Source organism: Amycolatopsis speibonae (assembly GCF_042647925.1).
Classification (GTDB): domain Bacteria; phylum Actinomycetota; class Actinomycetes; order Mycobacteriales; family Pseudonocardiaceae; genus Amycolatopsis; species Amycolatopsis speibonae.
Window position 1 is genome coordinate 101,686 of the sequence record NZ_JBHRWK010000047.1, and the last position, 24,298, is coordinate 125,983.

24 protein-coding genes are annotated in these 24,298 nt (G+C 69.0%); 20 read left to right on the forward strand and 4 right to left on the reverse strand.

Annotation, left to right across the window (positions count from 1 at the left end; genetic code table 11):
• The first annotated feature begins 11 nt into the window (after positions 1–11).
• From ACFOSH_RS28035 to ACFOSH_RS28095, 13 genes are all read left to right on the forward strand, one after another.
• Complete coding sequence (locus ACFOSH_RS28035; protein WP_378242058.1) at positions 12–1,202, forward strand: cytochrome P450; 1,191 nt, start codon at positions 12–14, stop codon at positions 1,200–1,202.
• Positions 1,203–1,311: 109 nt separating this feature from the next.
• Positions 1,312–2,373, forward strand: a complete 1,062-nt coding sequence (hppD, locus tag ACFOSH_RS28040) for a 4-hydroxyphenylpyruvate dioxygenase (protein ID WP_378242059.1) — start codon at positions 1,312–1,314, stop codon at positions 2,371–2,373.
• Positions 2,370–3,446: an alpha-hydroxy acid oxidase gene (locus ACFOSH_RS28045; protein WP_378242060.1), complete on the forward strand. Its 1,077-nt coding sequence runs from the start codon at positions 2,370–2,372 to the stop codon at positions 3,444–3,446. Before hppD ends, ACFOSH_RS28045 begins: the two co-directional genes overlap by 4 nt.
• A gap of 18 nt (positions 3,447–3,464) precedes the next feature.
• Complete coding sequence (locus tag ACFOSH_RS28050; protein ID WP_378242061.1) at positions 3,465–4,814, forward strand: cation:proton antiporter; 1,350 nt, start codon at positions 3,465–3,467, stop codon at positions 4,812–4,814.
• Positions 4,815–5,034: 220 nt separating this feature from the next.
• On the forward strand, positions 5,035–6,441 hold the full coding sequence (locus ACFOSH_RS28055; RefSeq protein WP_378242062.1) for an NDP-hexose 2,3-dehydratase family protein: 1,407 nt from the start codon (positions 5,035–5,037) through the stop codon (positions 6,439–6,441).
• Between the two features lies 1 nt (position 6,442).
• Positions 6,443–7,414 (forward strand): NAD-dependent epimerase/dehydratase family protein, encoded by a 972-nt coding sequence (locus tag ACFOSH_RS28060; RefSeq protein WP_378242063.1) that lies wholly within the window; start codon positions 6,443–6,445, stop codon positions 7,412–7,414.
• Positions 7,411–8,520 (forward strand): DegT/DnrJ/EryC1/StrS family aminotransferase, encoded by a 1,110-nt coding sequence (locus ACFOSH_RS28065; protein ID WP_378242064.1) that lies wholly within the window; start codon positions 7,411–7,413, stop codon positions 8,518–8,520. Before ACFOSH_RS28060 ends, ACFOSH_RS28065 begins: the two co-directional genes overlap by 4 nt.
• Positions 8,521–8,543: 23 nt before the next feature.
• Positions 8,544–9,161: a dTDP-4-dehydrorhamnose 3,5-epimerase family protein gene (locus tag ACFOSH_RS28070; RefSeq protein ID WP_378242065.1), complete on the forward strand. Its 618-nt coding sequence runs from the start codon at positions 8,544–8,546 to the stop codon at positions 9,159–9,161.
• 346 nt (positions 9,162–9,507) lie between these two features.
• Complete coding sequence (dpgA, locus tag ACFOSH_RS28075) at positions 9,508–10,608, forward strand: 3,5-dihydroxyphenylacetyl-CoA synthase DpgA (protein WP_378242066.1); 1,101 nt, start codon at positions 9,508–9,510, stop codon at positions 10,606–10,608.
• The gene (gene dpgB / locus ACFOSH_RS28080) at positions 10,602–11,264 is read left to right on the forward strand and encodes an enoyl-CoA-hydratase DpgB (RefSeq protein WP_378242067.1); all 663 of its coding nucleotides are present in this window, start codon (positions 10,602–10,604) and stop codon (positions 11,262–11,264) included. Before dpgA ends, dpgB begins: the two co-directional genes overlap by 7 nt.
• Complete coding sequence (dpgC, locus tag ACFOSH_RS28085; RefSeq protein WP_378242068.1) at positions 11,261–12,487, forward strand: (3,5-dihydroxyphenyl)acetyl-CoA 1,2-dioxygenase DpgC; 1,227 nt, start codon at positions 11,261–11,263, stop codon at positions 12,485–12,487. The genes dpgB and dpgC overlap by 4 nt, the downstream gene beginning before the upstream one ends.
• Positions 12,484–13,281, forward strand: a complete 798-nt coding sequence (dpgD, locus tag ACFOSH_RS28090) for an enoyl-CoA-hydratase DpgD (protein WP_378242069.1) — start codon at positions 12,484–12,486, stop codon at positions 13,279–13,281. The genes dpgC and dpgD overlap by 4 nt, the downstream gene beginning before the upstream one ends.
• Before the next feature lie 217 nt (positions 13,282–13,498).
• Positions 13,499–14,575 (forward strand): 3-deoxy-7-phosphoheptulonate synthase, encoded by a 1,077-nt coding sequence (locus ACFOSH_RS28095; protein ID WP_378242070.1) that lies wholly within the window; start codon positions 13,499–13,501, stop codon positions 14,573–14,575.
• Here the strand turns inward: ACFOSH_RS28095 and ACFOSH_RS28100 are convergent, their stop codons facing one another.
• Entirely contained in the window at positions 14,576–14,959 is a 384-nt protein-coding gene (locus ACFOSH_RS28100; RefSeq protein ID WP_378242071.1) for a winged helix-turn-helix transcriptional regulator, read from the reverse strand. It lies immediately after the preceding gene.
• Between the two features lie 46 nt (positions 14,960–15,005).
• On the opposite strand from ACFOSH_RS28100, the gene ACFOSH_RS28105 reads away from it, so the two are divergent.
• Positions 15,006–15,578: a hypothetical protein gene (locus tag ACFOSH_RS28105; RefSeq protein WP_378242072.1), complete on the forward strand. Its 573-nt coding sequence runs from the start codon at positions 15,006–15,008 to the stop codon at positions 15,576–15,578.
• 5 nt (positions 15,579–15,583) lie between these two features.
• Here ACFOSH_RS28105 and ACFOSH_RS28110 read toward each other — a convergent pair whose 3' ends face one another.
• Positions 15,584–16,156 (reverse strand): peptide deformylase, encoded by a 573-nt coding sequence (locus ACFOSH_RS28110; protein ID WP_378242073.1) that lies wholly within the window; start codon positions 16,154–16,156, stop codon positions 15,584–15,586.
• 46 nt (positions 16,157–16,202) lie between these two features.
• Here ACFOSH_RS28110 and ACFOSH_RS28115 point away from each other — a divergent pair, with 46 nt between their 5' ends.
• Positions 16,203–16,754, forward strand: coding sequence for a PadR family transcriptional regulator (locus ACFOSH_RS28115; protein ID WP_378242074.1), 552 nt, complete (start codon positions 16,203–16,205; stop codon positions 16,752–16,754).
• A gap of 7 nt (positions 16,755–16,761) precedes the next feature.
• Here ACFOSH_RS28115 and ACFOSH_RS28120 read toward each other — a convergent pair whose 3' ends face one another.
• Positions 16,762–17,670: an oxidoreductase gene (locus tag ACFOSH_RS28120; protein ID WP_378242075.1), complete on the reverse strand. Its 909-nt coding sequence runs from the start codon at positions 17,668–17,670 to the stop codon at positions 16,762–16,764.
• 95 nt (positions 17,671–17,765) lie between these two features.
• Here ACFOSH_RS28120 and ACFOSH_RS28125 point away from each other — a divergent pair, with 95 nt between their 5' ends.
• On the forward strand, positions 17,766–18,443 hold the full coding sequence (locus tag ACFOSH_RS28125; RefSeq protein ID WP_378242076.1) for a DNA-binding response regulator: 678 nt from the start codon (positions 17,766–17,768) through the stop codon (positions 18,441–18,443).
• Here ACFOSH_RS28125 and ACFOSH_RS28130 read toward each other — a convergent pair.
• Positions 18,440–19,057 (reverse strand): C39 family peptidase, encoded by a 618-nt coding sequence (locus ACFOSH_RS28130; RefSeq protein WP_378242077.1) that lies wholly within the window; start codon positions 19,055–19,057, stop codon positions 18,440–18,442. The two genes, ACFOSH_RS28125 and ACFOSH_RS28130, sit on opposite strands and share 4 nt — an antisense overlap.
• A gap of 241 nt (positions 19,058–19,298) precedes the next feature.
• On the opposite strand from ACFOSH_RS28130, the gene ACFOSH_RS28135 reads away from it, so the two are divergent.
• The 4 genes from ACFOSH_RS28135 (at position 19,299) to ACFOSH_RS28150 (ending at position 24,289) form a co-directional block, all read left to right on the forward strand.
• Entirely contained in the window at positions 19,299–19,610 is a 312-nt protein-coding gene (locus ACFOSH_RS28135) for a hypothetical protein (protein WP_378242078.1), read from the forward strand.
• Between the two features lie 34 nt (positions 19,611–19,644).
• Complete coding sequence (locus tag ACFOSH_RS28140) at positions 19,645–20,847, forward strand: peptidoglycan-binding protein (RefSeq protein WP_378242079.1); 1,203 nt, start codon at positions 19,645–19,647, stop codon at positions 20,845–20,847.
• Positions 20,848–20,922: 75 nt separating this feature from the next.
• Positions 20,923–21,324, forward strand: coding sequence for a hypothetical protein (locus tag ACFOSH_RS28145; RefSeq protein WP_378242080.1), 402 nt, complete (start codon positions 20,923–20,925; stop codon positions 21,322–21,324).
• Positions 21,325–21,982: 658 nt separating this feature from the next.
• Complete coding sequence (locus ACFOSH_RS28150; RefSeq protein ID WP_378242081.1) at positions 21,983–24,289, forward strand: vWA domain-containing protein; 2,307 nt, start codon at positions 21,983–21,985, stop codon at positions 24,287–24,289.
• The last annotated feature ends 9 nt before the right edge of the window (positions 24,290–24,298 follow it).

The window sequence follows — 24,298 nt, forward strand, 5'->3', positions numbered from 1 at the left end:
GGAGACCTTTGATGCAGACGACGACAGCCGTCGACCTCGGCGACCCTGACCTGTACACGAGCCTGGACCGCCATGCCCGGTGGCGTGAGTACGCGGCGGAAGACGCGATGGTGTGGAGCGAGCCGGGCAGTTCGCCCACCGGTTTCTGGTCGGTGTTCTCGCACCGGGCGTGCGCCGCGGTCCTCGGACCGTCCGCCCCGTTCACCTCCGAGTACGGGATGATGATCGGCTTCGACCGCGACCACCCGGACAACTCGGGTGGCCAGATGATGGTGGTGTCCGAACAGGACCAGCACCGCAAACTGCGCAAGCTGGTCGGCCCGCTGCTTTCCCGGGCGGCCGCGCGGAAACTGTCGGACCGGGTGCGGGCAGAGGTGCGCGACGTCCTCGACAGGGTGCTCGACGGGCAGGTGTGCGACGTGGCCGCCGCGATCGGCCCGCGGATTCCCGCCGCTGTCGTCTGCGAAATCCTCGGGGTCCCCGCCGAGGACCAGGACATGCTCATCGACCTGACGAACCACGCTTTCGGCGGCGAGGACGAGCTGTTCGACGGGATGACGCCGCGTCAGGCGCACACCGAGATCCTCGTCTACTTCGACGAACTGATCACCGCGCGCCGCGCGAGCCCCGGCGACGACCTCGTCAGCACGCTGCTGTCCGACGACGAACTCTCGGTCGACGACGTGGTGCTCAACTGCGACAACGTGCTGATCGGCGGCAACGAGACCACCCGGCACGCGATCACCGGCGCGGTGCACGCGTTCGCCACCGTGCCCGGCCTGCTGGAGCGGGTGCGGGCCGGGAGCGCGGACGTCGACACCGTCGTCGACGAGGTGCTGCGCTGGACCTCGCCCGCGATGCACGTGCTCCGGGTGACGAGCGGCGACGTCACGATCAACGGCCGCGACCTGCCGCCCGGTACGCCGGTGGTCGCGTGGCTGCCCGCCGCGAACCGGGATCCGGCCGTGTTCGACGATCCCGACACGTTCCGGCCGGACCGGAAACCCAACCGCCACATCGCTTTCGGTCACGGCATGCACCACTGTCTCGGCTCCGCGCTCGCGCGGATCGAGCTGGCGGTCGTGCTGCGGGAAGTGGCCGAGCGAGTGTCGCGAGTGGATCTGGTGAAGGAACCAGCCTGGCTGCGCGCGGTCGTCGTCCAGGGATACCGGGAACTCCCGGTGCGGTTCACCGGCCGGTGAACCCTGTCCGTCCTCTGTGGACGGAGGTGTCAAGCGGACACCATTGATGCGTGATCGGCCTCGCGCCATTCTGTATTCGAGGATTACATCTATTCCACGGAGGAATGCCTTGTCTTCTCAAGAAAGCACGCGGAACTTCGAGATCGACCATGTGGAAATGTATGTGGCCAACCTGGAGGTGGCCGCATCCGGGTGGATGGACAAGTACGGCTTCTCCGTCGCCGCCACGGACCGGTCGGCCGACCACCGGAGCGTGACGCTGCGGCAGGGGCCGATCGCGCTGGTCCTCACCGAGCCGACGTCGGACCGCCACCCCGGCGCGACGTACCTGCAGACCCACGGCGAGGGGGTGGCCGACATCGCGCTGCGTACGTCGGACGTGGCCGCCGCCTTCGAGGCCGCGGTGGCGGCGGGCGCACAGCCCATCCTCGAACCGGGCGAGCGCGAGGACTCGGTCATCACCGCCACCGTCAGCGGTTTCGGCGATGTCGTGCACACGCTGGTCCAGCGCGACCTCACCGGCGAAGCGCCGGACGCCTTCCGCGGCAGGGGAGCACTGGAACTGCTCGCGATCGACCACTTCGCGGTCTGCCTGAACGCGGGGGATCTCGGCCCCACGGTGGCGTACTACGAGCGCGCCCTCGGGTTCAAGCAGATCTTCGAAGAGCACATCGTGGTCGGCGCCCAGGCGATGAACTCCACCGTCGTGCAGAGCGCGTCGGGCGAGGTCACCCTCACCCTGATCGAGCCCGACAAGAACGCCGACCCCGGCCAGATCGACGACTTCATCAAGGAACACCACGGGGCGGGTATCCAGCACATCGCCTTCACCAGCCCGGACGCGGTCCGCGCGGTCAAGGAGCTTTCCTCGCGTGGCGTGGAGTTCCTGAAGACCCCGGAGGCCTACTACGACCTGCTCGGCGAGCGGATCCAGCTGGAGACGCATTCGCTGGACGATCTGCGGGAGACGAAACTGCTCGCCGACGAAGACCACGGCGGCCAGCTGTTCCAGATCTTCACCGCTTCCACCCACCCGCGTAAGACGATCTTCTTCGAGATCATCGAGCGCCAGGGCGCGGGGACGTTCGGCAGCTCCAACATCAAGGCCCTGTACGAAGCCGTGGAGCTGGAGCGGACCGGACAGAGCAAGCTCGGCCCCGCCCGTCGATGACCCACGTCTGCCTGGACGACCTCGAGCGCGCGGCGCGGGCCGTCCTCCCCGGCGAGATCTGGGACTTTCTCGCCGGGGGCAGCGGCGCGGAGGCCTCCCTGGGGGCCAACCGCGCCGCGCTCGAGCGGATCTTCGTGATCCCCCGGATGCTGCGTGAGCTCGGCGGTACCGTCGAGGCCGAGCTCTTCGGCCGCCGGGCCGCGCTGCCGATGGCTGTCGCGCCTGTCGCGTATCAGCGGTTGTTCCACCCCGAGGGCGAACTCGCGGCGGCACGCGCCGCCCGGGACGCCGGCGTGCCGTACACCATCTGCACGCTGAGCAGTGTGCCGCTGGAGGAGATCGCGGCCGTCGGCGGACGGCCCTGGTTCCAGCTGTACTGGCTGCGCGACGAGAAACGCTCTCTCGACCTCGTCCGCCGCGCGGAGGACGCCGGCTGCGAGGCCATCGTGTTCACCGTCGACGTGCCGTGGATGGGACGGCGGCTGCGGGATCTGCGGAACGGTTTCGCGTTGCCGGATTCCGTGACCGCGGCCAACTTCGACGCCGGTGACGCCGCGCATCGCCGCACCAGCGGACATTCGGCGGTGGCGGACCACACCGCCCGCGAATTCGCCCCGGCCACCTGGGCGTCGGTCGAGGCCGTCCGGGCGCATACGGAACTTCCTGTGGTGCTCAAAGGGATCCTCGCGGTCGAGGACGCGACCCGCGCCGTCGACGCGGGTGTCGGCGGGATCGTGGTGTCCAACCACGGAGGCCGTCAGTTGGACGGCGCCGTGCCGGGTATCGAGATGCTGGGCGAGATCGCCGCCACCCTCTCCGGATGGGACGGCGAACTGCTGCTCGACGGGGGGATCCGCGGCGGTGGCGACATCCTCAAGGCGATCGCGCTGGGGGCGTCGGGCGTCCTGGTCGGGCGGCCCGTGATGTGGGGGCTCGCCGAGGGCGGCGAGGACGGTGCCCGGCGGCTGCTCGACCTGCTCACCGTCGAATTCCGGAACGCGCTGGGCCTCGCGGGCTGCGACTCGGTGAGCGCGGCCCGCCGGCTGGGCACGAGGGTCTCTCACCCCGGCTGACCTTCCTTAAGGAGGAAAGTGCTTCTCTCGCTTCCGGCGCCGGTCGCCCCGATCGCCGCCCACAGTCTCCTGATCTTCTTGCTGCAGGTCGGTTCGCTGCTGCTGCTCGCCGTCGTCTTCGGACGGCTGGCCGCCCGGTTCGGGATGCCCGCCGTGGTCGGCGAACTGGTCGTCGGGGTGATCCTCGGTCCTTCGCTGCTGGCCTGGGCCGCACCGGGGCTGCACGGCTGGCTGTTCCCGGCCGTCGCCGAGCAGTACCACCTTCTCGACGCCGTCGGCCAGATCGGTGTCATCCTGCTGGTCGGCTTCACCGGCATGCAGATGGACATGGGCCTGCTGCGCCGTCGGCGCGCCGCCGCCGCGGGGGTCGGGCTCGGCGGCCTGATCGTTCCGCTCGGACTGGGCATCGGCGCGGGTTACGTCCTGCCCGAGATGCTGGTTCCCGACGGCACGGACATCACCGTCTTCGCACTGTTCCTCGGTGTGGCGTTGTGCGTCAGCGCCATCCCGGTCATCGCCAAGACCCTGATGGACATGAAGCTGCTGCACCGCAACGTCGGGCAGCTCACGCTCGCCGCCGGTGCGATCGAGGACGCGTTCGGCTGGTTCATGCTGTCCATCGTCAGCGCGATGGCGGTCACCGCGGTGTCGGCCGGTGCCGTGCTCCTCTCGCTCGCGTACCTGGCCGCCGTCATCGTCTTCGCGCTCACCATCGGCAGGCCACTGGTCCGGGGCGTGTTGCACACCGCCGCCAAATCCGACGGTCCCGGGCTCACCGTCGCCGCCGCTGTCGTCCTGATACTCCTGGCTTCGGCCGGGACGCAGGCCCTCGGTCTGGAGGCGATCTTCGGCGCCTTCGTCTGCGGCATCCTGATCAGCACCGCGGGCAAGGTGGATCCCGCCAAACTCGCGCCCCTGCGCACTGTCGTCCTGTCGGTCTTCGCGCCGATCTTCTTCGCCACGGCCGGGCTGCGGATGGATCTCACCGCGCTGATCCGCCCGCAGGTGCTGCTCACCGGGCTGGCCGTGCTCGCCTTGGCCATCATCGGCAAGTTCGTCGGCGCGTACGCCGGCGCGCGGCTCAGCGGCCTGAACAAATGGGAAGGGCTGGCGCTCGGCGCGGGACTGAACGCGCGGGGCGTCATCGAGATCGTGGTGGCCATGGTGGGCCTGCGGCTGGGCATCCTCAGCGTCGAGATCTACACGATCATCATCCTCGTCGCGATCGTCACTTCGCTGATGGCGCCGCCGATCCTGCGGTTCGCGATGAAGCGGCTGGAACAGACCGCCGAAGAGGAAGTGCGGGAGACCGAACACCGGGCGTGGACCTCGCACCCGGCGAAGACCGGACAGGAACAGCCGCTCTAGTCACGCGTGTCGCCCGTCTGATCACGCGTGTCGCCCGTCTGATCACAGTTGTGCGCACTTCTGGTGACGCCCTTCAAGACGACGCGTGTGATCAGACAGACGACACGTGTGATCAGGCGGACGCGACCCAGTTCGCTCGAAGGGATTGGACGAGCTGGACCGCTCCGCCGGACCGAAGCTACCTTTCTGTTTCGTTGGCACGCAAAGGGGATAGACGGCCATGACAAGGAGTCCTTCGACACTGGTGCGCCCCCGTGACGCCCGTGACCACGCGGACCGCATCGCCTTGTCCGCCGCGACCACCGAAGGCGCGCACCTGCGGACCGAAGACGTCCGCGCCTGGATCGCCGAACGCCGTGCGGCCAACGTCTTCCACGTCGAACGCATCCCTTTCGCGGACCTCGACCAGTGGGGATTCGAGGCCGTCACAGGCAATCTCGTGCACCGGAGCGGGCGGTTCTTCACCATCGAGGGCCTGCACGTCGTCGAGGCCGACGGCCCGCACGGCGACGGCCCCTACCGCGAGTGGCAGCAGCCGGTCATCAAACAGCCGGAAGTGGGCATCCTCGGCATCCTGGGCAAGGAGTTCGACGGCGTCCTGCACTTCCTGATGCAGGCCAAGATGGAGCCGGGAAACCCCAACCTGGTGCAGCTTTCGCCGACCGTGCAGGCCACCCGCAGCAACTACACGAAGGCGCACGGCGGCACGAACGTCAAGCTGATCGAATACTTCGCCCCGCCCGACCCCGAGCGGGTCATCGTCGACGTTCTCCAGGCGGAGCAGGGATCGTGGTTCCTCCAGAAGTCCAATCGCAACATGATCGTCGAGACCGTGGACGACGTGCCGATGTGGGACGACTTCTGCTGGCTCACCCTCGGCCAGATCGCGGAACTGCTGCACGAGGACGAGACGATCAACATGAACGCCAGGAGCGTCCTGTCGTGCCTGCCGTACCACGACAAGGCTCCCGGTGCGCTGTTCTCCGACGTCCAGCTCCTGTCGTGGTTCACGAACGAACGGTCACGCCACGACGTGCGCGCCGGCCGCATCCCGCTCCGGGACGTGCGCGGCTGGAAGCAGGGCGTCGAGGAGATCGAGCACGAGGACGGTCGCTACTTCAAGGTCCTCGCCGTCGCGGTGAAAGGCAGTAACCGCGAGAAGGTCACCTGGACCCAGCCGCTGGTCGAATCCGTGGGGATGGGCCTCATCGCGTTCCTCCTGCGCGAGATCGGCGGCGTGCCGCACGTGCTGGTCCATGCCCGCGCGGACGGTGGTTTCCTGGACACCGTCGAGCTCGCGCCGACGGTCCAGTGCACGCCCCAGAACTACACGCATCTGCCCGCGGAGAACCGCCCGCCCTTCCTCGACAGTGTCCTCGGCGCCCCACGATCGAGGATCCGTTACGAGGCAATCCATTCCGAGGAAGGCGGCCGCTTCCTCAGTGTCCGTGCCCGCTATCTCGTGATCGAGGCGGACGACACGGTCGAGCCGCCGCCCGGCTACGCCTGGGTCACCCCGGCCCAGCTCACCGCGCTCACCCGGCACGGGCACTACGTCAACGTCGAGGCCCGCACGCTGCTCGCCTGCCTCAACGCCGCGACGGCCCAGCCCCGGGGAGGTGCGTGAGGTGAAGACGATCACCGTCCTCGGCGCGTCGGGTTTCGTCGGCTCGGCCGTCACCCGCGCGCTGGCGCGGCAGCCGATCCGGTTGCGAGCGGTGGCGCGCAGGCGGGTCACGCCTCCGCCCGGCAGGGCCGAGACCACCGTCGTCGCCTCCGACCTCACCGACCGCGCCGCGCTCGCCGACGCGGTCGCGGGCTCGGACGCGGTCGTGTACCTGCTGCTGGGGGAAGGCGGCTGGCGGGCGGCCGAGGACGCCGAACGCGTGAACGTGGGGGTGCTCCGGGACCTCGTCGAGATCGTCGGCGACGGCGGCGGGCCGCCCCCGGTGGTGGTGTTCGGCGGTTCCACCTCGCAGGTCGGTGTGCCGCCGAGGGAACCGCTCGACGGGACCGAGCCCGACCATCCGGCGACTCCTTACGACGTGCAAAAGCTTGCGGCGGAACAGTTTCTCAAGAAGGCCACGGCCGACGGCCGGGTGCGCGGGATCAGCCTGCGGCTGCCGACGGTCTTCGGCGAGACCGCGACCGAAGGCGCGAACCACGACCGCGGAGTGGTGTCCGCCATGGCGCGGCGTGCGCTCGACGGCCTGCCGCTCACCATCTGGGGCGACGGCACGGTGCGCCGCGACCTGGTCCACGTCGACGACGTCGCGGCCGCGTTCACGGCGGCACTGGAACATCCGGATCCCCTGGCGGGCGGGCATTGGCTGATCGGTGCCGGCCGGGGCGACCGGCTGGGCGAGGTCTTCCGCCTCGTGGCGAAGGAGATGTCCGAACACACCGGGAAGAGCCCGGTGGACGTGACCTGTGTGGAACCGCCGCCGCACGCGCCCGAGACGGATTTCCGAAGCATCACCATCGATTCGACGCCGTTTCGGGCGATCACCGGCTGGCGCCCGGAGATCTCGCTGTCCGAGGGAGTGCGCCGCACCGTCGCCGCTTTGACGTCATCAGTTCACGGAAAGGTTCGCACATGACCACGCGTGTATGGGACTACCTGGCCGAATACGGGGCGGAGCGGCACGACCTGCTGGACGCGGTCGAGACGGTCTTCAACTCGGGCCAGCTCGTGCTCGGCGCCAGCCTGCGCGGTTTCGAGTCGGAATTCGCCGCGTACCACGGGGTCGGGCACTGCGTCGGTCTCGACAACGGGACGAACGCGATCAAACTCGCCCTGCAGGCGCTGGGCGTCGGGCCGGGCGACGAGGTGATCACCGTGTCCAACACCGCCGCCCCGACCGTGGTCGCCATCGACGGCACCGGTGCCACCCCGGTCTTCGTCGACGTCCGCGAAGAAGACTTCCTGATGGACACCGGCCAGGTCGAGGCCGCGATCACCGAGCGCACCAAATGCCTGCTGCCCGTGCACCTGTACGGCCAGTGCGTGGACATGGCCCCGCTGAAGGCACTCGCCGCGAAGCGCGGACTGTCCCTTTTGGAGGACTGCGCCCAGGCGCACGGGGCCCGGCAGAACGGGACCATCGCGGGCACGACCGGCGACGCGGCCGCGTTCTCCTTCTATCCCACCAAGGTGCTCGGCGCGTACGGCGACGGTGGCGCGGCCATCACCTCCGACGAAGCCGTGGAGCGACGGCTGCGGCGGTTGCGGTACTACGGGATGGAAGAGCGCTACTACACGGTGGAGACGCCCGCCCACAACAGCCGTCTCGACGAGGTCCAGGCGGAGATCCTGCGGCGCAAGCTCAAGCGGCTCGACACGTACACGGCGGGCCGCCGGGCCATCGCCGAGCGCTACGTCCAGGAACTCGGCGACACCGAACTGAAGCTCCCCAAGACCGCTCCCGGCAATGAACACGTGTACTACGTGTACGTGGTGCGGCACCCGAGGCGCGACGAGATCCTCGAACGGCTCAAGGCGTACGACATCCACCTGAACATCAGCTACCCGTGGCCGGTGCACACCATGACCGGGTTCGCCCACCTCGGCTACGAGAAGGGTTCGCTGCCGGTCACCGAGAAGCTCGCGACCGAGATCTTCTCGCTGCCGATGTACCCCGCGCTTTCCCCCGACCTGCAGGACAAGGTCATCCACGCGGTCCGCGAAGTGCTGTCCAGTCTCTGATAGTCCCGACCACAGGAGCAGTTGTGCAAGCACGCAAACTCGCTGTCGAGGGCGCGATCGAGTTCACTCCCCGGGTCTTTCCCGACGATCGGGGCCTGTTCGTCTCGCCGCTCCAGGAAGAGGCCTTCGCCGAGGCCCACGGCAGCCCGCTCTTCCGGGTGGCGCAGACGAATCACAGCAAGTCCAAACGCGGCGTGGTGCGGGGCGTCCACTACACCACCACGCCGCCGGGCACCGCGAAGTACGTCTACTGCGCGAACGGCAAGGCCTTGGACATCGTGGTCGACATCCGGGTCGGCTCGCCGACGTTCGGCCGGTGGGACGCGGTCGTGCTGGACCAGCAGCACCACCGGGCGATGTACTTCCCGGTGGGGGTCGGGCACGCGTTCGTGGCGCTCGAAGACGACACCGTCATGTGGTACCTGCTTTCCACGTCGTATGTGGCGGAGAACGAACTGGCCCTTTCGGTTCTGGATCCGGCGCTCGGCCTGCCTATCGATCCGGGCGTCGAGCCGATCCTGTCCGATCGGGACCAGGTGGCCGTCACGCTCGCTGAAGCGGAGCGGCGGGGGCTGCTGCCGGACTACGCCACCTGCGTGGAGCTTGACCGGCGGCTGTCCGAAGTCCCGATCCCGACGTGAGTTCTCTTGAGGGGTAAGGCAAACGTGTCACGTCGTTGAGGTGTGCCCCCAATGCCACCTTGGGGCACCGTAGGGTTCGCCCTCCCTCGGATAAGTAAGGGAATGGCGCCACGCGTGCGCGGAGGTCCGTGAAGGCCTCCTTCCCTACCCTGAGAGTAGGGAAGGAGGCCTTCACGGACCGCCCTCCACCCCGGCCCGCCGACGTTGGACGACGTTGACCGCCGTGATCCGCCGAGCTTAATTTCCTCACTGTCCACCCGACTCAGAGAAAGGTGCGATCGATGTCCGCTGCGCGGTTCAAGCAGCTACTCCGAAGCAAGTTGAGAACATGGGGATGGATGTATCGATGACTGCCCTCGCCGAATCAGCCCAGGATCTTTCCGTCTTTTCCGGACTCACCGAGATCACCAGGTTCGCCGGTGTGGGGACAGCGGTTTCCGCGTCGTCCTACTCGCAAACCGAACTTCTCGAAATCCTCGACATCGAGGATCCGAAGATCCGCTCGATCTTCCTGAACAGCGCGATCGACCGGCGTTTCCTCACCCTGCCGCCGGAGGGTCCCGGCGGCACCCGCGCGGCGGAACCGCAGGGTGATCTCCTCGACAAGCACAAGAAGATCGCCGTCGACATGGGCTGCCGCGCGCTCGAAGCGTGCCTGAAGTCGGCGGGAGCGACGCTTTCGGATCTGCGTCACCTGTGCTGTGTCACCTCGACCGGGTTCCTGACCCCGGGTCTGAGTGCCTTGATCATCCGCGAACTGGGTATCGACCCGCATTGCGGCCGTTCGGACATCGTCGGCATGGGGTGCAACGCCGGCCTGAACGCGCTCAACGTGGTCTCGGGCTGGTCCGCGGCGCATCCGGGCGAGCTCGGCGTCGTCCTCTGCAGCGAGGCCTGTTCCGCCGCTTACGCGCTGGACGGCACGATGCGGACCGCGGTGGTCAACAGTCTTTTCGGCGACGGATCGGCCGCGCTGGCCGTCATCTCCGGCGACGGGCGCGTGCCCGGCCCCCGGGTCCTGAAGTTCGCGAGCTACATCATCACCGACGCGGTCGACGCGATGCGCTACGACTGGGACCGTGACCAGGACCGGTTCAGTTTCTTCCTCGACCCGCAGATCCCTTACGTGGTCGGCGCCCACGCCGAGATCGTGCTCGACAGGCTGCTGTCCGGCACGGGGCTGCGCCGCAGCGACATCGGGCATTGGCTGGTGCATTCCGGTGGGAAGAAGGTGGTCGACGCCGTCGTCGTCAACCTCGGCCTGAGCCGGTACGACGTCCGCCACACCACCGGTGTGCTCCGCGACTACGGGAACCTTTCCAGCGGCTCCTTCCTCTTCTCCTACGAGCGGCTCGCCGACGAAGACGCCGCCCGGCCGGGGGACTACGGCGTGCTCATGACCATGGGGCCTGGCTCCACTATCGAAATGGCGCTTATCCAATGGTGACGCGTAATGAGATCAACGGCGAACCGGTGCTGCGTTTCGAGGGAGCCCGGCCGCTTTCCGCCGCGGCCGTCGAGGAGATCGACGCCCTCTGCGATCGCGCCGAGGACCGGCGGGACTCGGGGCCGGTCGTCATCCACGTCACGGGCGCCCCGCCCGCCGACTGGGCGAAGGGGCTGGCTGTCGGCCTGGTCTCCAAATGGGAACGTGCCGTGCGCCGGTTCGAGCGGCTCGGCAGGCTCACGGTCGCGGTGGCGTCGGGTGAATGCGCCGGGACGGCCTTGGATCTCCTCCTCGCCGCCGACATCCGGATCGCCGAGCCGGGGACCCGGCTGCGGCTCGCCTGGGCCGGCGGCGGCGCCTGGCCGGGGATGACCGTCTACCGGCTCACCCAGCAGGCGGGCGCGGCGGGCATCCGGCGGGCCGTACTGCTCGGGACCCCGATCGAGACCGATCGCGCGCTCGCGCTCGACCTGATCGACGAGGTGTCCGCCGACCCGGCGAAGACGCTGGCCGAGCTGGCCGAGGTCACGGACGGAGCCGAGACGGCGATCCGGCGGCAGCTGATCTTCGAAGCGGGATCGACCACCTTCGAGGAGGCACTCGGTTCCCACCTGGCCGCGGCGGACCGCGCGCTGCGGCGGGAAGCCAAGTCGTGACAACGGATCACCCGGTTCTCTCGCCAGGGCTCGACCTCCGGGCCCTGGCGGGGGAGGCGCACCGGGTCGACGACGACATCCGCGCGCTGCGCAAGGACTTCGTCGAGGCACACGCGGAAGAGATCTACGACGAACTCACCGGCGGCCGGACGCGGTACCTGCGCATCGACGAACTCGTCCGGGCCGCCGCCCTCGCCTACCCCGGTCTCGTGCCTTCGGAAGAGCAAATGGCGGCCGAGCGTTCGCGGCCGCAGGCGGAGAAGGAAGGGCGCGAGATCGACCAGGGCATCTTCCTGCGCGGGATCCTGCGTTCCCCGCAAGCCGGTCCACATCTGCTCGACGCCATGCTCCAGCCCACTCCCAGGGCGCTGAAGTTGCTTCCCGGCTTCGTCGAGACCGGCGTCGTGCAGATGGAAGCCGTCCGGCTGGAACGCCGTGACGGCGTCGCGCACCTGACGCTGTGCCGCGACGACTGCCTGAACGCCGAGGACGCCCAGCAGGTCGACGACATGGAGACCGCGGTCGATCTGGCGCTGCTGGACCCGTCCGTCCGAACGGGACTGGTGCGGGGCGGGGTGATGAGCCATCCCCGCTACCGGGGGCGCCGGGTGTTCTGCGCGGGGATCAACCTCAAGAAGCTCAGCTCGGGTGACATCCCGCTCGTCGACTTCCTGCTGCGGCGGGAACTCGGCTACCTCCAGAAGATCTTCCGCGGCTTGCTCACGGACGGTTCGTGGCATTCGCGATCGAGCGAAAAGCCGTGGATGGCGGCCGTCGACTCCTTCGCCATCGGAGGCGGGACTCAGCTCCTCCTGATCTTCGACCACGTGCTGGCGGCGTCCGACGCGTACCTCAGCCTGCCCGCGGCGAAGGAGGGGATCATCCCCGGCGCGGCCAATTTCCGGCTTTCGCGGATCGCCGGGCCGCGAGTGGCCCGGCAGGTGATCCTCGGCGGCCGCCGACTCCAGGCCGACGAACCGGACGCCCGGTCGCTCGTCGACGAGGTCGTCGCGCCGGAGGAGATGGACGCGGCGATCGACGGCGCGCTGGCCCGTCTCGACGGGGAAGCCGTGGTGGCCAACCGGCGCATGCTGAACCTGGCCGAGGAACCGCCGGGGGAGTTCCGCCGCTACATGGCCGAATTCGCGCTGCAGCAGGCGTTGCGCATCTACGGCGCGGACGTGATCGACAAGGTCGGCGGCTTCGCGGTGGGAGCGCGATGAGCGAAACCCGGGTGCGGTACGAGAAGAAGGACCACGTCGCCTACGTGACGATGGACCGGCCCGACGTGCTGAACGCGATGGACCGGCGGATGCACACGGAACTAGCCGGGATCTGGGACGACGTCGAAGCCGACGACGACGTCCGGGCGGTGGTCCTGACCGGCGCGGGGGAGCGCGCGTTCTCCGTCGGGCAGGACCTCAAGGAACGCGCGCGGCTGACCGACTCCGGCGTGGAAGCCTCGACGTTCGGCAGCGGCGGTCAGCCCGGCCATCCCCGGCTGACCGACCGGTTCACGCTGTCGAAACCGGTGGTCGCCAGGGTGCACGGTTACGCGCTCGGCGGCGGTTTCGAACTGGTACTCGCCTGCGACCTCGTCATCGCCTCCGAGGAAGCTGTGTTCGCTTTGCCGGAGGTCCGGCTCGGCCTGATCGCCGGTGCGGGCGGCGTTTTCCGGCTGCCGCGGCAGCTTCCGCAGAAGGTGGCGATGGGCTATCTGCTGACCGGACGCAGAATGGACGCGGCGACGGCGCTGCGCCACGGGCTGGTGAACGAGGTCGTCCCGCGGGACGGGCTGGATCAGTGTGTCGCCGAATGGACGGACAGCCTCGTGCGCGCCGCACCGCTTTCGGTCCGCGCGATCAAGGAAGCGGCGCTGCGGTCACTCGATCTCCCGCTCGAAGAGGCGTTCACGGCTTCGTATCCGTGGGAAGAACGCCGCCGGCGGAGCGCGGACGCGAGCGAGGGCGCCCGCGCCTTCGCGGAGAAAAGGGAGCCGATCTGGACCGGGCGATAGAATTTCGCACGGCGAGCGGCAGCGGAGTTGGACAGGGCTTTTCCATTGTCTTGCGTGAAGGATGGTGGGAGATTCCGGAGTAAGAGAAATCACCGGAATTCTCCTCGCAACGAGTAATGCCGGGCTTTGTTCCTTCGTTCATCCGAGACCGCCGGCCGGGCCGGGAAATCCCGGCTTTCCCCGCACCCGGTGCCGGCAGAAACCCTGGATATCTGTGATGACAACCATCGCCGCGGTCGATCTCGACAACCAGCGCATCGACCGGATGGTCCCGCTGGTCACCCCCGCCCTGCTGCACCACGAACTGCCGCTCAGCGCCACCGCGGCGGACACGGTGCGGCAGGGGCGGGAATCCGTCCTCCGCGTTCTCGACGGCACGGACGACAGGCTGCTCGTGATCGCCGGGCCCTGTTCCATCCACGATCCCGCCGCGGCCCTCGAATACGCCGACCGCCTCGCCTCACTCGCCGGCCGGTTCGTCAACGACCTCCTGATCGTCATGCGGGTGTACTTCGAAAAGCCCCGCACCGTCGGCGGCTGGAAAGGGCTCATCAACGACCCGCACCTCGACGGCACCGGCGACGTCAACCGCGGCCTGCGCATCGCCCGCGACCTTCTTCTCGAACTCGCCGAAGGCGGCCTGCCCGCCGCGTGCGAATGGCTGGACACCACCATCCCGGCGTACCTCGCCGACACCGTTTCCTGGGGCGCGATCGGCGCCCGCACCGTGGAAAGCCAGAACCACCGCATGCTGGCCAGCGGCCTGTCCATGCCCGTCGGCTTCAAGAACCGCCGCGACGGTGACGTCACCGTCGCGGTCGACGCGATCCGCGCCGCCGAGGCCCGGCACGTCGTCCCCGGCGTCGACCCCAGCGGCCTGCCCGCGATCCTGCACACCGTCGGCAATCCCGACTGCCACCTCGTCCTGCGCGGCGGCAACTCCGCGCCGAACCACGACCCCGCGTCCGTCCGCGCGGCGCTCACCACCCTGCAGAACGCCGGCCTGCCCCGCCGGGTCGTGATCGACGCGAGTCACGACAACAGCCGCAAGGACCATCTCCGGCAGGCCGTCGTCGCCGACCAGATCGCCGGGCAGATCAAGAACGGCCAGCGCGGCATCGTCGGCGTGATGCTCGAATCCAATCTCCACGCGGGCCGCCAGGACCTCCACCCGGACAGGCCGCTCACCTACGGTCAGTCCATCACGGACGCCTGCATCGACATCGCCGCCACCAACGAAGTCCTCCAAGCGCTCGCCACGGCGACCGCCGCCCGCCGAGCCGGCGGCAAATGACTAGCCGATCGCGTCGGCGCAGCCCATCGCCGGATTCGGCGCGGCCTCGCCGAGGGTGCGCCGAAGATGCTCCTCACCCCAGACCCGGACTCCTTCGACCACCGGCAGAACCGTGGTCCCGTAAGGGGTGAGCCGGTAGATGACGCGCGCCGGGACCGGCCCGGTCACCACGCGTTCGACGAGTCCGTCGGCCTCGAGTTCGCGCAGCTGCTCGGCCAGCACCTTGGGGGTGATCGGCGCGCCCCGGCGGCGAAGGCCGGCGAAATGGGACTCGCCGTGGGCCAGCCAGTACAGCAGGGTCAGTTTCCATTTCCCGCCGATCGCGGCGAACGCCGCGGCCATCGGGCAGCCGGGCAGCGGGTTGGGGCGCGAAAGGTTACCCACAGGTGCCTTCTTGTCCATGGCCGTTCTCCGCTCCGATAGTCGGACCATGACCGTGCCATACAGACGAATCCTGACCATGGGCCTCGCGGCCCTCATGCTGATCGTGACGGCGGCGTCGGGCGACGCCTCGCCCGCGCCCGCGGACACCGACGGCGCGCGAGCCTTCGAGTGGGAGATCGGCACGTGGCGCTCCACGGTGCGGGTCCTCGCCGAGCCGCTCTCGGAGTCCGCGGACCAGTGGCTCCAGTTCGCGGGCACCAGCACCGTGCGCCCGCTCATGGACCGGCGGGCGAACGCCCTCGAGTTCGAGGTCTCGGGGCCGAGCGGGCGGATCGAAGCGCTCAACCTGCGGCTGTACGAGCCGCAGGCGGGGCGGTGGAGCCTGACCTTCGTCAACATCCGCGACGGCCTGCTCACCCCGGCGGTGTACGGCGGGTTCCGCGACGGCGTCGGCGAGTTCCGGGGCGACGACAGGCTCGGCGACCGGCCGATCAAGGTGCGGTTCCTGATCTTCCGGCCCGGTCCGGACGAAGCGAGGTTCGAGCAGGCGTTCTCGGCCGACGGCGGGACGACCTGGGAGACGAACTGGATCGCCGTGGACCGCCGGATCCGCCGGTGACCTGATCAGTGGCCGAACGGGTCCGGGACCTCGCCGGGCAGCCAGGTGTGTCCCGGCCCGGTCCAGCCGTTCCGTCTGAGCATCCGCTTGGCGCCGCGCGCGTGCCTGCCGACCAGGCGGTCGAGGTAGAGCTTCCCGGCCAGGTGATCGGTTTCGTGCTGGAGACAGCGCGCGAAGTACCCGGTTCCCTCGACCGTGCTCGGTTCGCCGTGTTCGTCGACGCCGTCGACGGCGGCCCAGCGCGCGCGGCCGGTCGGGAAGAGCTCGCCGGGCACGGAAAGGCACCCTTCGAGGTCGTCGTCCGGATGCGGCATGGTCTCGGGGATCTCGGAGGTCCGCAAGACCGGATTGACGATGTGTCCCCGGTGCCGGGTCCCGGTGTCGTCCGGGCAGTCGTAGATGAAGACGCTCCGGGGATCCCCGATCTGGTTCGCCGCCAGGCCCGCCCCGTTGGCCGCGGTGTTGGTCTCGTACAGATCCTCGATCAGCCGGGCGAGGTCGTCGTCGAACTCGGTCACGGGGACCGCCGCCGTGGCCAGCGCGGGCTCCCCGCGGATGAGGATGGGTCGGATGGTCATGCGAAGAAGAGTACTCAAAAGCGAGTACTCGTGTTGTACTGGTGAGGTGAACCCGACCCGACTGTTCATCCTCGGCGCGCTCGCCAAACGCGGCCCCATGCACGGCCATCAGCTCCGTCGCGAGGCGCGGATGGACCGCACCGATCTGTGGTCGCAGGTCAAACCGGGTTCGCTCTACGGGGCGCTGCACCGGCTCGAAGGCGAGAAGCTGATCGAGCCGGTGCGGACCGAGCAGCTCGGCGCGCTCCCGGCGCGAACCGTCTACTCGATCACGGCCGAGGGGCACCGCGAACTTCGCGCTCTGCGGGACGAAGCCTTCGCCGAAGTGGTCCTCAAACCCGATCCGGTCGACCTCGCGCTGGTCGTCAGCGGGGATCTCGATCGCGAGATGCTGCGGGGCTATCTCGAAGACCGGCTCGCCGCGTTGACCGCCCAGGCGACCCAGTTCGGTCACCTGGGCGAACGGCGGTGGCCCGACCAGTCCGTCGCCGACGATCTCGTGGTGGAGCACGCGCGGCTGCGGATCGAAGCGGAGCTGAAATGGCACGAGCTGGTGCTCGCGCGGTTGGACAAGCTGTCCGAAGTGGACGGGGGCTGAAAGCCCGCTATCCGCGCGCGACGGTGTCGAGCAGGGCCAGCTCGTCTTCGCTCAGCCGGAGACCGCCCGCCGCGACGTTCTCCTCCAGGTGCGCGGGGCTGCCGGTCCCGGGGATGGCGAGGACGTGCTCGCCACGGTGCAGCGTCCAGGCGAGCCGGATCTGGGCAGGGGTCGCGGCGTGCGCCGCGGCGACCTTCGCGACCTCGGCCAGGCCCGGAACGGCGCCGTCGTCCGGCTGGAGGCCGGGGACCGAGGTCGTGACCGCGAAGAAGGGCACGAACGCGATGCCGTACTCGGCGCACAGGTCGACCAGGGCGTCGTCCTGCCGGTCGGTCAGGCCGTAGCGGTTCTGCACGCAGACCACCGGCGCGATCGCCCTCGCTTCGAGCAGCTGGTCCGCCGCGATGTTGGAGATGCCGAGATGGCGGATCAGGCCCGCCTCGCGCAGGTCCGCGAGCGCGCCGAAATGCTCGGCCACCGAGCCGGGTTCCTTGCCCATCCCGGCGCCCCAGCGCAGGTTGACCACGTCGAGGTGGTCGAGGCCCAGCTGCCGGATGTTCTCCTCGACCTGGCCGCGGAGCTGGTCGGGGCGCGCGAAGGAGAACTCGCCGTCGCGGGACCGGCCCGCGCCGACCTTCGTGGTGAGCACGAGGTCTTCGGGGTAGGGCTGGAGCGCGGTGCTGATCAACTCGTTCGCCGAGCGCCAGGGGGTGAAGTAGAACGAAGCGGTGTCGATGTGGTTGACGCCGAGTTCGATCGCGCGGCGCAGGACGGTGATCGCGTCCTCGCGGCTCCGGGGTTTCTCGTCCCACGGCATCCCGGTCAGCCGCATCGCGCCGAGGCCGACGCGGTTGACGGTGCGGTCGCCGAGCCGCCAGGCGCCCGCGGTGGGGGCGTGGTCGTGAAGGTTCGTCATGGCCACCAGCGTCGTGACGGGCCTGCCCGAAGTCAGGAAATGGCAACAACCTGCCACGTGGTCGCGGGCGGTGACGTTCAGGCAGTATCGAGGTCATGCGGACGAGTGACGGCCTCACCAGGGCGGGCGATTCGGTCACCGTCGTGCACGGCGAAGAGGAGCTGTACCAGCGGGTCGGGCACCTGTTCTCGACCGTGACCGACCTGGCGTGCGCCGCCAACGACCTCGCGACCTGGGTGGCCGACCGCCGGTCGGACGAACTCGACGCGGCCGCCGCGCGCCGCTCGGGCGAGGTCCGGATCCGCAAGATCTACCGGGCCGGTCTGCTGCTCGACCCGGGGTCCGCGCGGGAACTGGCGAGGATCGGCGAGCGGTTCGGCGCCCGGATCCGCATCTGCGCGGAGGACGTCAACGAAACGATCATCATGGACGGCAGGCTCGTGATCCTGGCCGGCGACCTCACCGCGGGACAACGCGGCTACAGCGTCATCACCCAGCCCGAAACCGTGCAGGGCGTGCTGTCGCTGTTCGAGACGGCCTGGCGGGCGGCGACCGACCTCGCCGTCTACGACGCGCAGGTCGCCGAGATCCGCCGCCTCGCGCCCGCGGTGCTGGACCTGCTCGGCAGCGGGGTCAAGGACGAAGCCGCCGCCCGGACCCTCGGCCTCGGCGTGCGGACCTACCGGCGCCGGGTCGCCGAGCTGATGTCCGCGCTCGGCGCCGAGTCCCGTTTCCAGGCGGGCGTCCGGGCGCGCGAGCTCGGCTTGGTCTAGGCAGTATTCGCGCCGAAGACCATGCCGCGAAGGGCGTAGAACCGCGCGAAGTCCTCGTCGTCCACCTGGGCGCCTTCCTGGCTGTACGAGCTCAGGCCCGACGGGTTGTTGATGACCAGCCCCGTTTCGGTCACCGCGGTGACCAGGACCAGATGTCCGCCTTGACCGGGCGAAACGCTCTTCGGCTCCCTGATCGCCTGATGCACCGACGCGACCACCGGGTGCCCCTGCGCGACGAGGTCCCGCAGCTCGGGCACGCCGAGATCGACCCGCACGTCGCCGTCGAGCCCGAACCGGTCCGCGACCCAGCTCAGGAAAGGCGCGTAGATCAGGCCGCGCACGCCGTGCTCATGCCGCACGTAACCGCCGAACCGCTCGCATTCCTTGGCCAGCTCGACACTCGGCGGAACCTCTTGCCCGCGTTGAGCCAGCAGCATGCGCAGGCACGCCATCCCGCAGACCCGCCACGACCAGAACTCGTACTCCCGCGCGGAATCGGCGCCGGATTCCGCCCAGCGCGGATCGTCGGCCGCGGACATCGCGCCGGTGACGATCGCCGTGACGAGTTCGGGGGATTCCCATTGCGAGAAATACGGAACGGGCGGGGAAGACATGGGCGCGAGTCTTCCACACGCGCGGCGCCGGTTACCGAAAGTAGCCGGTGTCGAAGAGGTAAGATCTTCCGGCCGATGTCGGGGAACCGACACGCGGCCGGGCGCGTCGATGTACACGAACGGCGTCATCGCGTTTCGGGAAACGGCGCGCACGGGTGGGCGTGAGCTCATAAGGTGCGCGGGTACGGCAATGCGGGGCGGACGACCACAGGCGCGGGCGCCGGGACTGGAGGGATCATCCATGACTCGCCGATTCGATCCAGAGCAGATCGCGGCGTTGGCCAAAAAGGTCGGCGGGCTCAAGGAAGGTTTCGCCACGACGGGCAAGGACCTGGGTGACGGCGACCCCGGCGGCGCGTTCGGCGACCTGAGCAACGCGGCCAGCACGGGCAAGACGATGAAGGGGTTCCACCAAGGTGTGAACGCCCATCTGACGGCCGCCACGAAGCTCGTCGACGCCGCGTCCCACGCGCTGGCCAACGCCGCCGAGCGAATGCGGAACGACGAAGCCGCGGGTGTGCACACCCTCCGCGGCGACCGCGAGCGGGATTGACCGGACTGAAGACGGGACTCAGGGGGATTTACCGATGACCACCGCGGAGCGGAATCCGAGCACGCTCGACGACCCGCTGCACGACCGTCCGAAGTCGCTGGACGCCATCGACAAACACGCCCAGCAGGCGCAGAAGCTCAACTCGAGCGCGGTCAACGACCAGGCCGCGAAGGTCGGCGGAGCCGCCACCAAGGCCAACGATCTCGGGGACGATCTCAAACTCTTCCGCGACGACGTGCTGCGCGAATGGGAAGGCAAGGACGCCGACGCCGTCGCCGACCATCTCGAAAAGCTCGGCAAGGCCAGCTACAAGGTCAGCGACAAGGCCGAGGCCGCCAAGAACATCCTTCAGCGGGTGTCCGAGATCCTGGACGACGTCAAGAAGAAGGTCGCGCAACTCGCCCAGGAAGCCAACGACAAGGACGCGGACAACCGCGCTTTGATCGACTCGGCCCGGCGACGCAAGAACACTTCCGAAGACGAGAACGAGATCGCGACCGCCGCGTCGGACATCGAGCGGCTCCGCAAGCTCAACGAGAAGGATTCGAACGGCAAGAAGGACGAGATCGAGAAGGCGCTCGACGACGCCGAGAAGCAGATCGACGATCTCCTCAAACCGCTCGGCCTGGAAATCGAGGGCGGTTTCCTGGAGCTCGTGCCCGCCGACGACGGCCAGACCACCGCGTCGAGCGTCCACGCCACCCCGGTCAACCACGTGCCCAGCCACGGCGGCGGCGGTGGTGGCGGTGGAGGCGGCGACGGAGGCGGTGGTGGCGGCGGTGTCGCCGGGGTCCAGGGCGACGGACGGCCCGCCAAGCCCATCGACGCCCAGGGCGACAACCCGGCCAAGATCGCCGAACAGTTCCTCGGCCGCAACGCCGGCGACCTCAAGCGCAGCGGTGAACTCCCCGCCATGCAGTCGTGGGTGCCCAACAACGTCAACTGCGCGAACTTCGTCTCCGGCTGCCTGGAGGCGTCCGGCCTGATCGACAAGGGCCAGGCCAGTGCCTCTGTCGCGGGCCTGACAGCCAACCTCGAAGCGGACGGCTGGCGGTCGGTGCCGCTCTCCGAGGCGAAACCCGGCGACGTGGTGATCTCGAACAACGGCGGGCACGTCGTGCTCTACGCGGGCGACGGTCAGTTCATCGGCTCGAACAACGTCAACCCGGACGGTTCGCAGAAGATCAGCATGGGCGGCGGTGGCGGCCTCGTGAAGATCCTCACCCCGCCGACCTGATCCGACAGACCGCCGTAGCATCACCGGGCAAGCTGACGCGGCCGTGTCGCTGTCCCGCCAGTGGGAGGTAGCTTGATGTACACCCGATCGTTCCCGGTGTCGCTGAACCCGGGCGACCCGGTCCGGGAAGCGGTGCTCCAGGCCGCCACCGCCCGGCTCGACGAGGAGTTCGGCGATCAGGTCCAGGTGGCCGTGGAACAGCTCGACCGGATCGGCCCCTGGGTGTTCCTGCAGGGGACGATGCGTGCCACCCAAGCCGGTCGCCCGTACTACGCCGGCACCATCTACGAGAACAAGCGAGCCGACGGCGTCATGTCCGACGTCTACGTCGCCCTGCTCAAGAAGACCAGCGAAACGAGCGTCGACGACGACCCGCGGTCCTGGCGCCTGGCGCGCTACGCCATCGGCCCGACCGATGTCGCGTGGCTGACCTGGCCGGACGAGCACGAGGTGCCACAGTCGCTGTTCGGGTTCTGAGCGGTCGTTTTTCGGGTTGAGCGGCGCCTTCGGGCGCCGCTCTTTTCGTTTCCGGGGCTTTGGTGAGCTGTCCGGTCGCGGTGGTTGGTCGCGCCCCGCTGCTTGGGGTCCTTCATGTACTTGGGGAGGGTGTGAAGGTCGAGTTTCCTCGGCTGAGCCGCGGGAAGGGGGCCTTCACGCGCAGCCTTCGTGACTGCTGGTGCGCCTGGGACGAACGTGGCGATCACGAGTCCGTGAAGGCCTCCTTCCCTACTCTCAAGGTAGGCAAGGGGCCCTTCACGGACTCGGCGACCAAATGAACACGTCGCGAAAGTGGCTTTCGCGACACCCCCAACCCATTCGGCCGTAGCGAAAGTCGATTCCGCAACATCAGTGACAAACTTTGAACCATCTCGAAGAATCGACACATTCCGGTCGAGGATAAATCGTGGTGTCACAGTCCATCTTGGACAAAAGATCACCACGTCTCGCGTTCCCCATGGCGAAATCGCACCGCGATACCCGGTCACGAAGTTGGACAAGAACACGCCCGTTACGCGGTTTCTGTCGACAAAAGTCCCGTAGGCCGTAAGGCGTAACGAACGTCGTCCTGTCGCCGACAGTTGCGTGTGTCCGACAAGGACACTTCACACTTACATCGATCGCGCGGGGTGCTTTCGTGTTCATCATCCACCGCGTCCGGACGAGGGCGCACGGGCAAAGCGTTTCCCGTTCGGCGCGGGTACTCGCGCTGTGGGCGATATTCGCGGCCTTCGTCGCGGGCACTCCCGCCGAGGCGCGACTCCCGGCGGCGACGGGCCGGTTCCAGCAGGAACCGCCGCAGGTCCAGCCCGCGCAGCTGGTGATTCTCGTCGACGAATCGGGCAGTATCAGTCCCGGCGATCTGGAGCGTGAACGAGAAGCCGCCGCGACGATCGCGCTCGGCGAATTCGCCCCCGGTTCCTCTGTCGCTGTCGTCGGCTTCGCCAGCGACAACGGCAGTCAGTCCCCAGTGGATGTCGTCTGCCCGCCGGTCACCGTGAAGACCGCGCAGGACCAGCAAAGTCTCGCCGACTGTCTCACCAAGCTCCGCAAACGGGGCAAGGCCGAGGGCGACGGCACCGATCATTACGCGGCCATGCAACAGGCCATGGACTACCTCGACGACGGCCCGCCCGGTTCGGCGACGAAACCGAAGATGATCTTCCTGCTGACGGACGGCAAACTCGATGTTTCCGACAGTCCGCGCTACGGCCCCGACAACGCGGGGGACCAGCGGAATCAAGCGGCGTCGCGGGGGCTCGACGACACGTTGCGCACCGCGGTCAAGGCGGGCGTCCAGGTCTGGCCGCTGGGTTTCGGCAAGGTCGACCGCGCCCAGCTCGACCGTTTCGCCGCCGGGGGCTTCCAGGGCACCTGCGGTCCGGCGGTCCCGCGCCCGGCCGCGTCGGTCGCCGCCGACGCCGCCGCCGTGTCGGGGTTCCTCCTCAAGGCTTTCGGCACCGCTCGCTGCGCCGGCAGCGGAGACATCCAGCGTCGCAAGCTCGGGGCCGGCGAAGCGGAGTCGGTCACCGTGACCGTGCCCGAGATCGCCACGGACGGCTCGATCGTCGTGGTCAAGCAGGACGCCCGGGTCTCGGTGAGTTTTCTCGACCCGCACGGCCGCGAAGTCCCGAAATCGGGACAGCTGGGGGCCTCATCTTTCCAGGACAGCGGCGCGAACGGGCCGGTCGAGTCGCTCCGCATCACCGATCCGGAGCCCGGGAACTGGACCGTCAAGCTGACGTCGCTGCCCGGGCTCCCCGACATCGAAGTGAGCGCGGTCGTGCTTTGGCAGGGCGCCGTCCGGGCGTCCCTCACGGTCGACCCGCCTGCTCCGCAACGAGGTCAGCGCGCCAAGGTCCTGCTGACCCTGCAGACCCGGAACAGGCCGATCCGTGATCCCGCGCAGCTGACGGGCCTGACCTTCAGCGTGAGCATGACGAACGGGGTGGCCACGTCGCAGGTGCCGATGTCCGACAGCGGTCAGAACGGCGACGACCGCGCCGGTGACGGCGTCTACACGGGCTCCGTCGTCGTCCCGGACACCACGGACAAGACGGCCAAGTTCGTCGGCAGCGTGCAGGGTATCGGCGTCAGCGGCGACACGAGGACCGTGATCACGACGCTGTCCGACGGCCGTCCCGGTCTGGCGGCCCAGATCACCTTCGGCCAGGCGACCAGGGTGGAGCCCGGCCGGTCCGTGTCCGGCACGGTCACCGTCGACAGCCTGCTGGGGGTCCGCGCCAAGGTCCGGCTGCAGATCACCGATCCGGCGCCGGGCACCAAAGCCAGCATCCCGGGCGACCGGACGGTGTTCGAGGTGCCCGCCACCGGCCGGGCGGACTTCCCGTTCGACGTCGTGTTCGCGGCGGACAGCGCGAACGGGACCAACGGCCTCACCGTCACCCTGGTCGACGACGCGAACCCGGCGAAGACGCTGGCGAACTATCCCCTGTCGATCCAGGTCGGCTATCCGCCGCCGCCGACGCCGTGGTGGCTGTATCTCGGGCTGCCCGGCGCTCTGCTCGTGTTCGTCGCCTTCGCGGCGTGGGCGCGTGCCCGGCACCGGCGGCGCCGGGTCAGCGGCCTCGCGGTGTTCCTGTTCCAGCGCGGCCGCCAGATCAGCGACATCGCGGCACCGGCGGGCGGGGAGACGCGGTTCCCGTTCGTGCTGCGCTCCGCGAACGGCGCCGCACCCCAGCTCACGCCGCCCGCCCCGGACGACGAGGAGGTGTACCGGCTCGTCCGCGACGGCCGCCGGTTCACCCTGCTGACCCCGTTCGGCGAGCGGTATCTCCTGCACGACGGCGAGCGCTGCGAAGCGGGCGACGGGCTCGAACTCGAGGTCCGTGACGAAGGCGCGACGGTGCTCGCCACCGAGCGCGAAGGCGGGCAGGGCGAGTCCGAGTTCGGCGCCGCGCCCCGCTACCCGGACCTGCTCTGAGAACGCCGA

Coding starts and splice junctions, on each gene's coding strand:
- ACFOSH_RS28035 (WP_378242058.1), top strand. CDS start 12: ATGCAGACGACGACAGCCGTCGACCTCGGCGACCCTGACCTGTACACG.
- ACFOSH_RS28045 (WP_378242060.1), top strand. CDS start 2,370: ATGACCCACGTCTGCCTGGACGACCTCGAGCGCGCGGCGCGGGCCGTC.
- ACFOSH_RS28055 (WP_378242062.1), top strand. CDS start 5,035: ATGACAAGGAGTCCTTCGACACTGGTGCGCCCCCGTGACGCCCGTGAC.
- ACFOSH_RS28065 (WP_378242064.1), top strand. CDS start 7,411: ATGACCACGCGTGTATGGGACTACCTGGCCGAATACGGGGCGGAGCGG.
- dpgA (WP_378242066.1), top strand. CDS start 9,508: ATGACTGCCCTCGCCGAATCAGCCCAGGATCTTTCCGTCTTTTCCGGA.
- dpgB (WP_378242067.1), top strand. CDS start 10,602: ATGGTGACGCGTAATGAGATCAACGGCGAACCGGTGCTGCGTTTCGAG.
- dpgD (WP_378242069.1), top strand. CDS start 12,484: ATGAGCGAAACCCGGGTGCGGTACGAGAAGAAGGACCACGTCGCCTAC.
- ACFOSH_RS28095 (WP_378242070.1), top strand. CDS start 13,499: ATGACAACCATCGCCGCGGTCGATCTCGACAACCAGCGCATCGACCGG.
- ACFOSH_RS28105 (WP_378242072.1), top strand. CDS start 15,006: ATGACCGTGCCATACAGACGAATCCTGACCATGGGCCTCGCGGCCCTC.
- ACFOSH_RS28110 (WP_378242073.1), bottom strand. CDS start 16,156: ATGACCATCCGACCCATCCTCATCCGCGGGGAGCCCGCGCTGGCCACG.
- ACFOSH_RS28120 (WP_378242075.1), bottom strand. CDS start 17,670: ATGACGAACCTTCACGACCACGCCCCCACCGCGGGCGCCTGGCGGCTC.
- ACFOSH_RS28125 (WP_378242076.1), top strand. CDS start 17,766: ATGCGGACGAGTGACGGCCTCACCAGGGCGGGCGATTCGGTCACCGTC.
- ACFOSH_RS28130 (WP_378242077.1), bottom strand. CDS start 19,057: ATGTCTTCCCCGCCCGTTCCGTATTTCTCGCAATGGGAATCCCCCGAA.
- ACFOSH_RS28135 (WP_378242078.1), top strand. CDS start 19,299: ATGACTCGCCGATTCGATCCAGAGCAGATCGCGGCGTTGGCCAAAAAG.
- ACFOSH_RS28140 (WP_378242079.1), top strand. CDS start 19,645: ATGACCACCGCGGAGCGGAATCCGAGCACGCTCGACGACCCGCTGCAC.
- ACFOSH_RS28145 (WP_378242080.1), top strand. CDS start 20,923: ATGTACACCCGATCGTTCCCGGTGTCGCTGAACCCGGGCGACCCGGTC.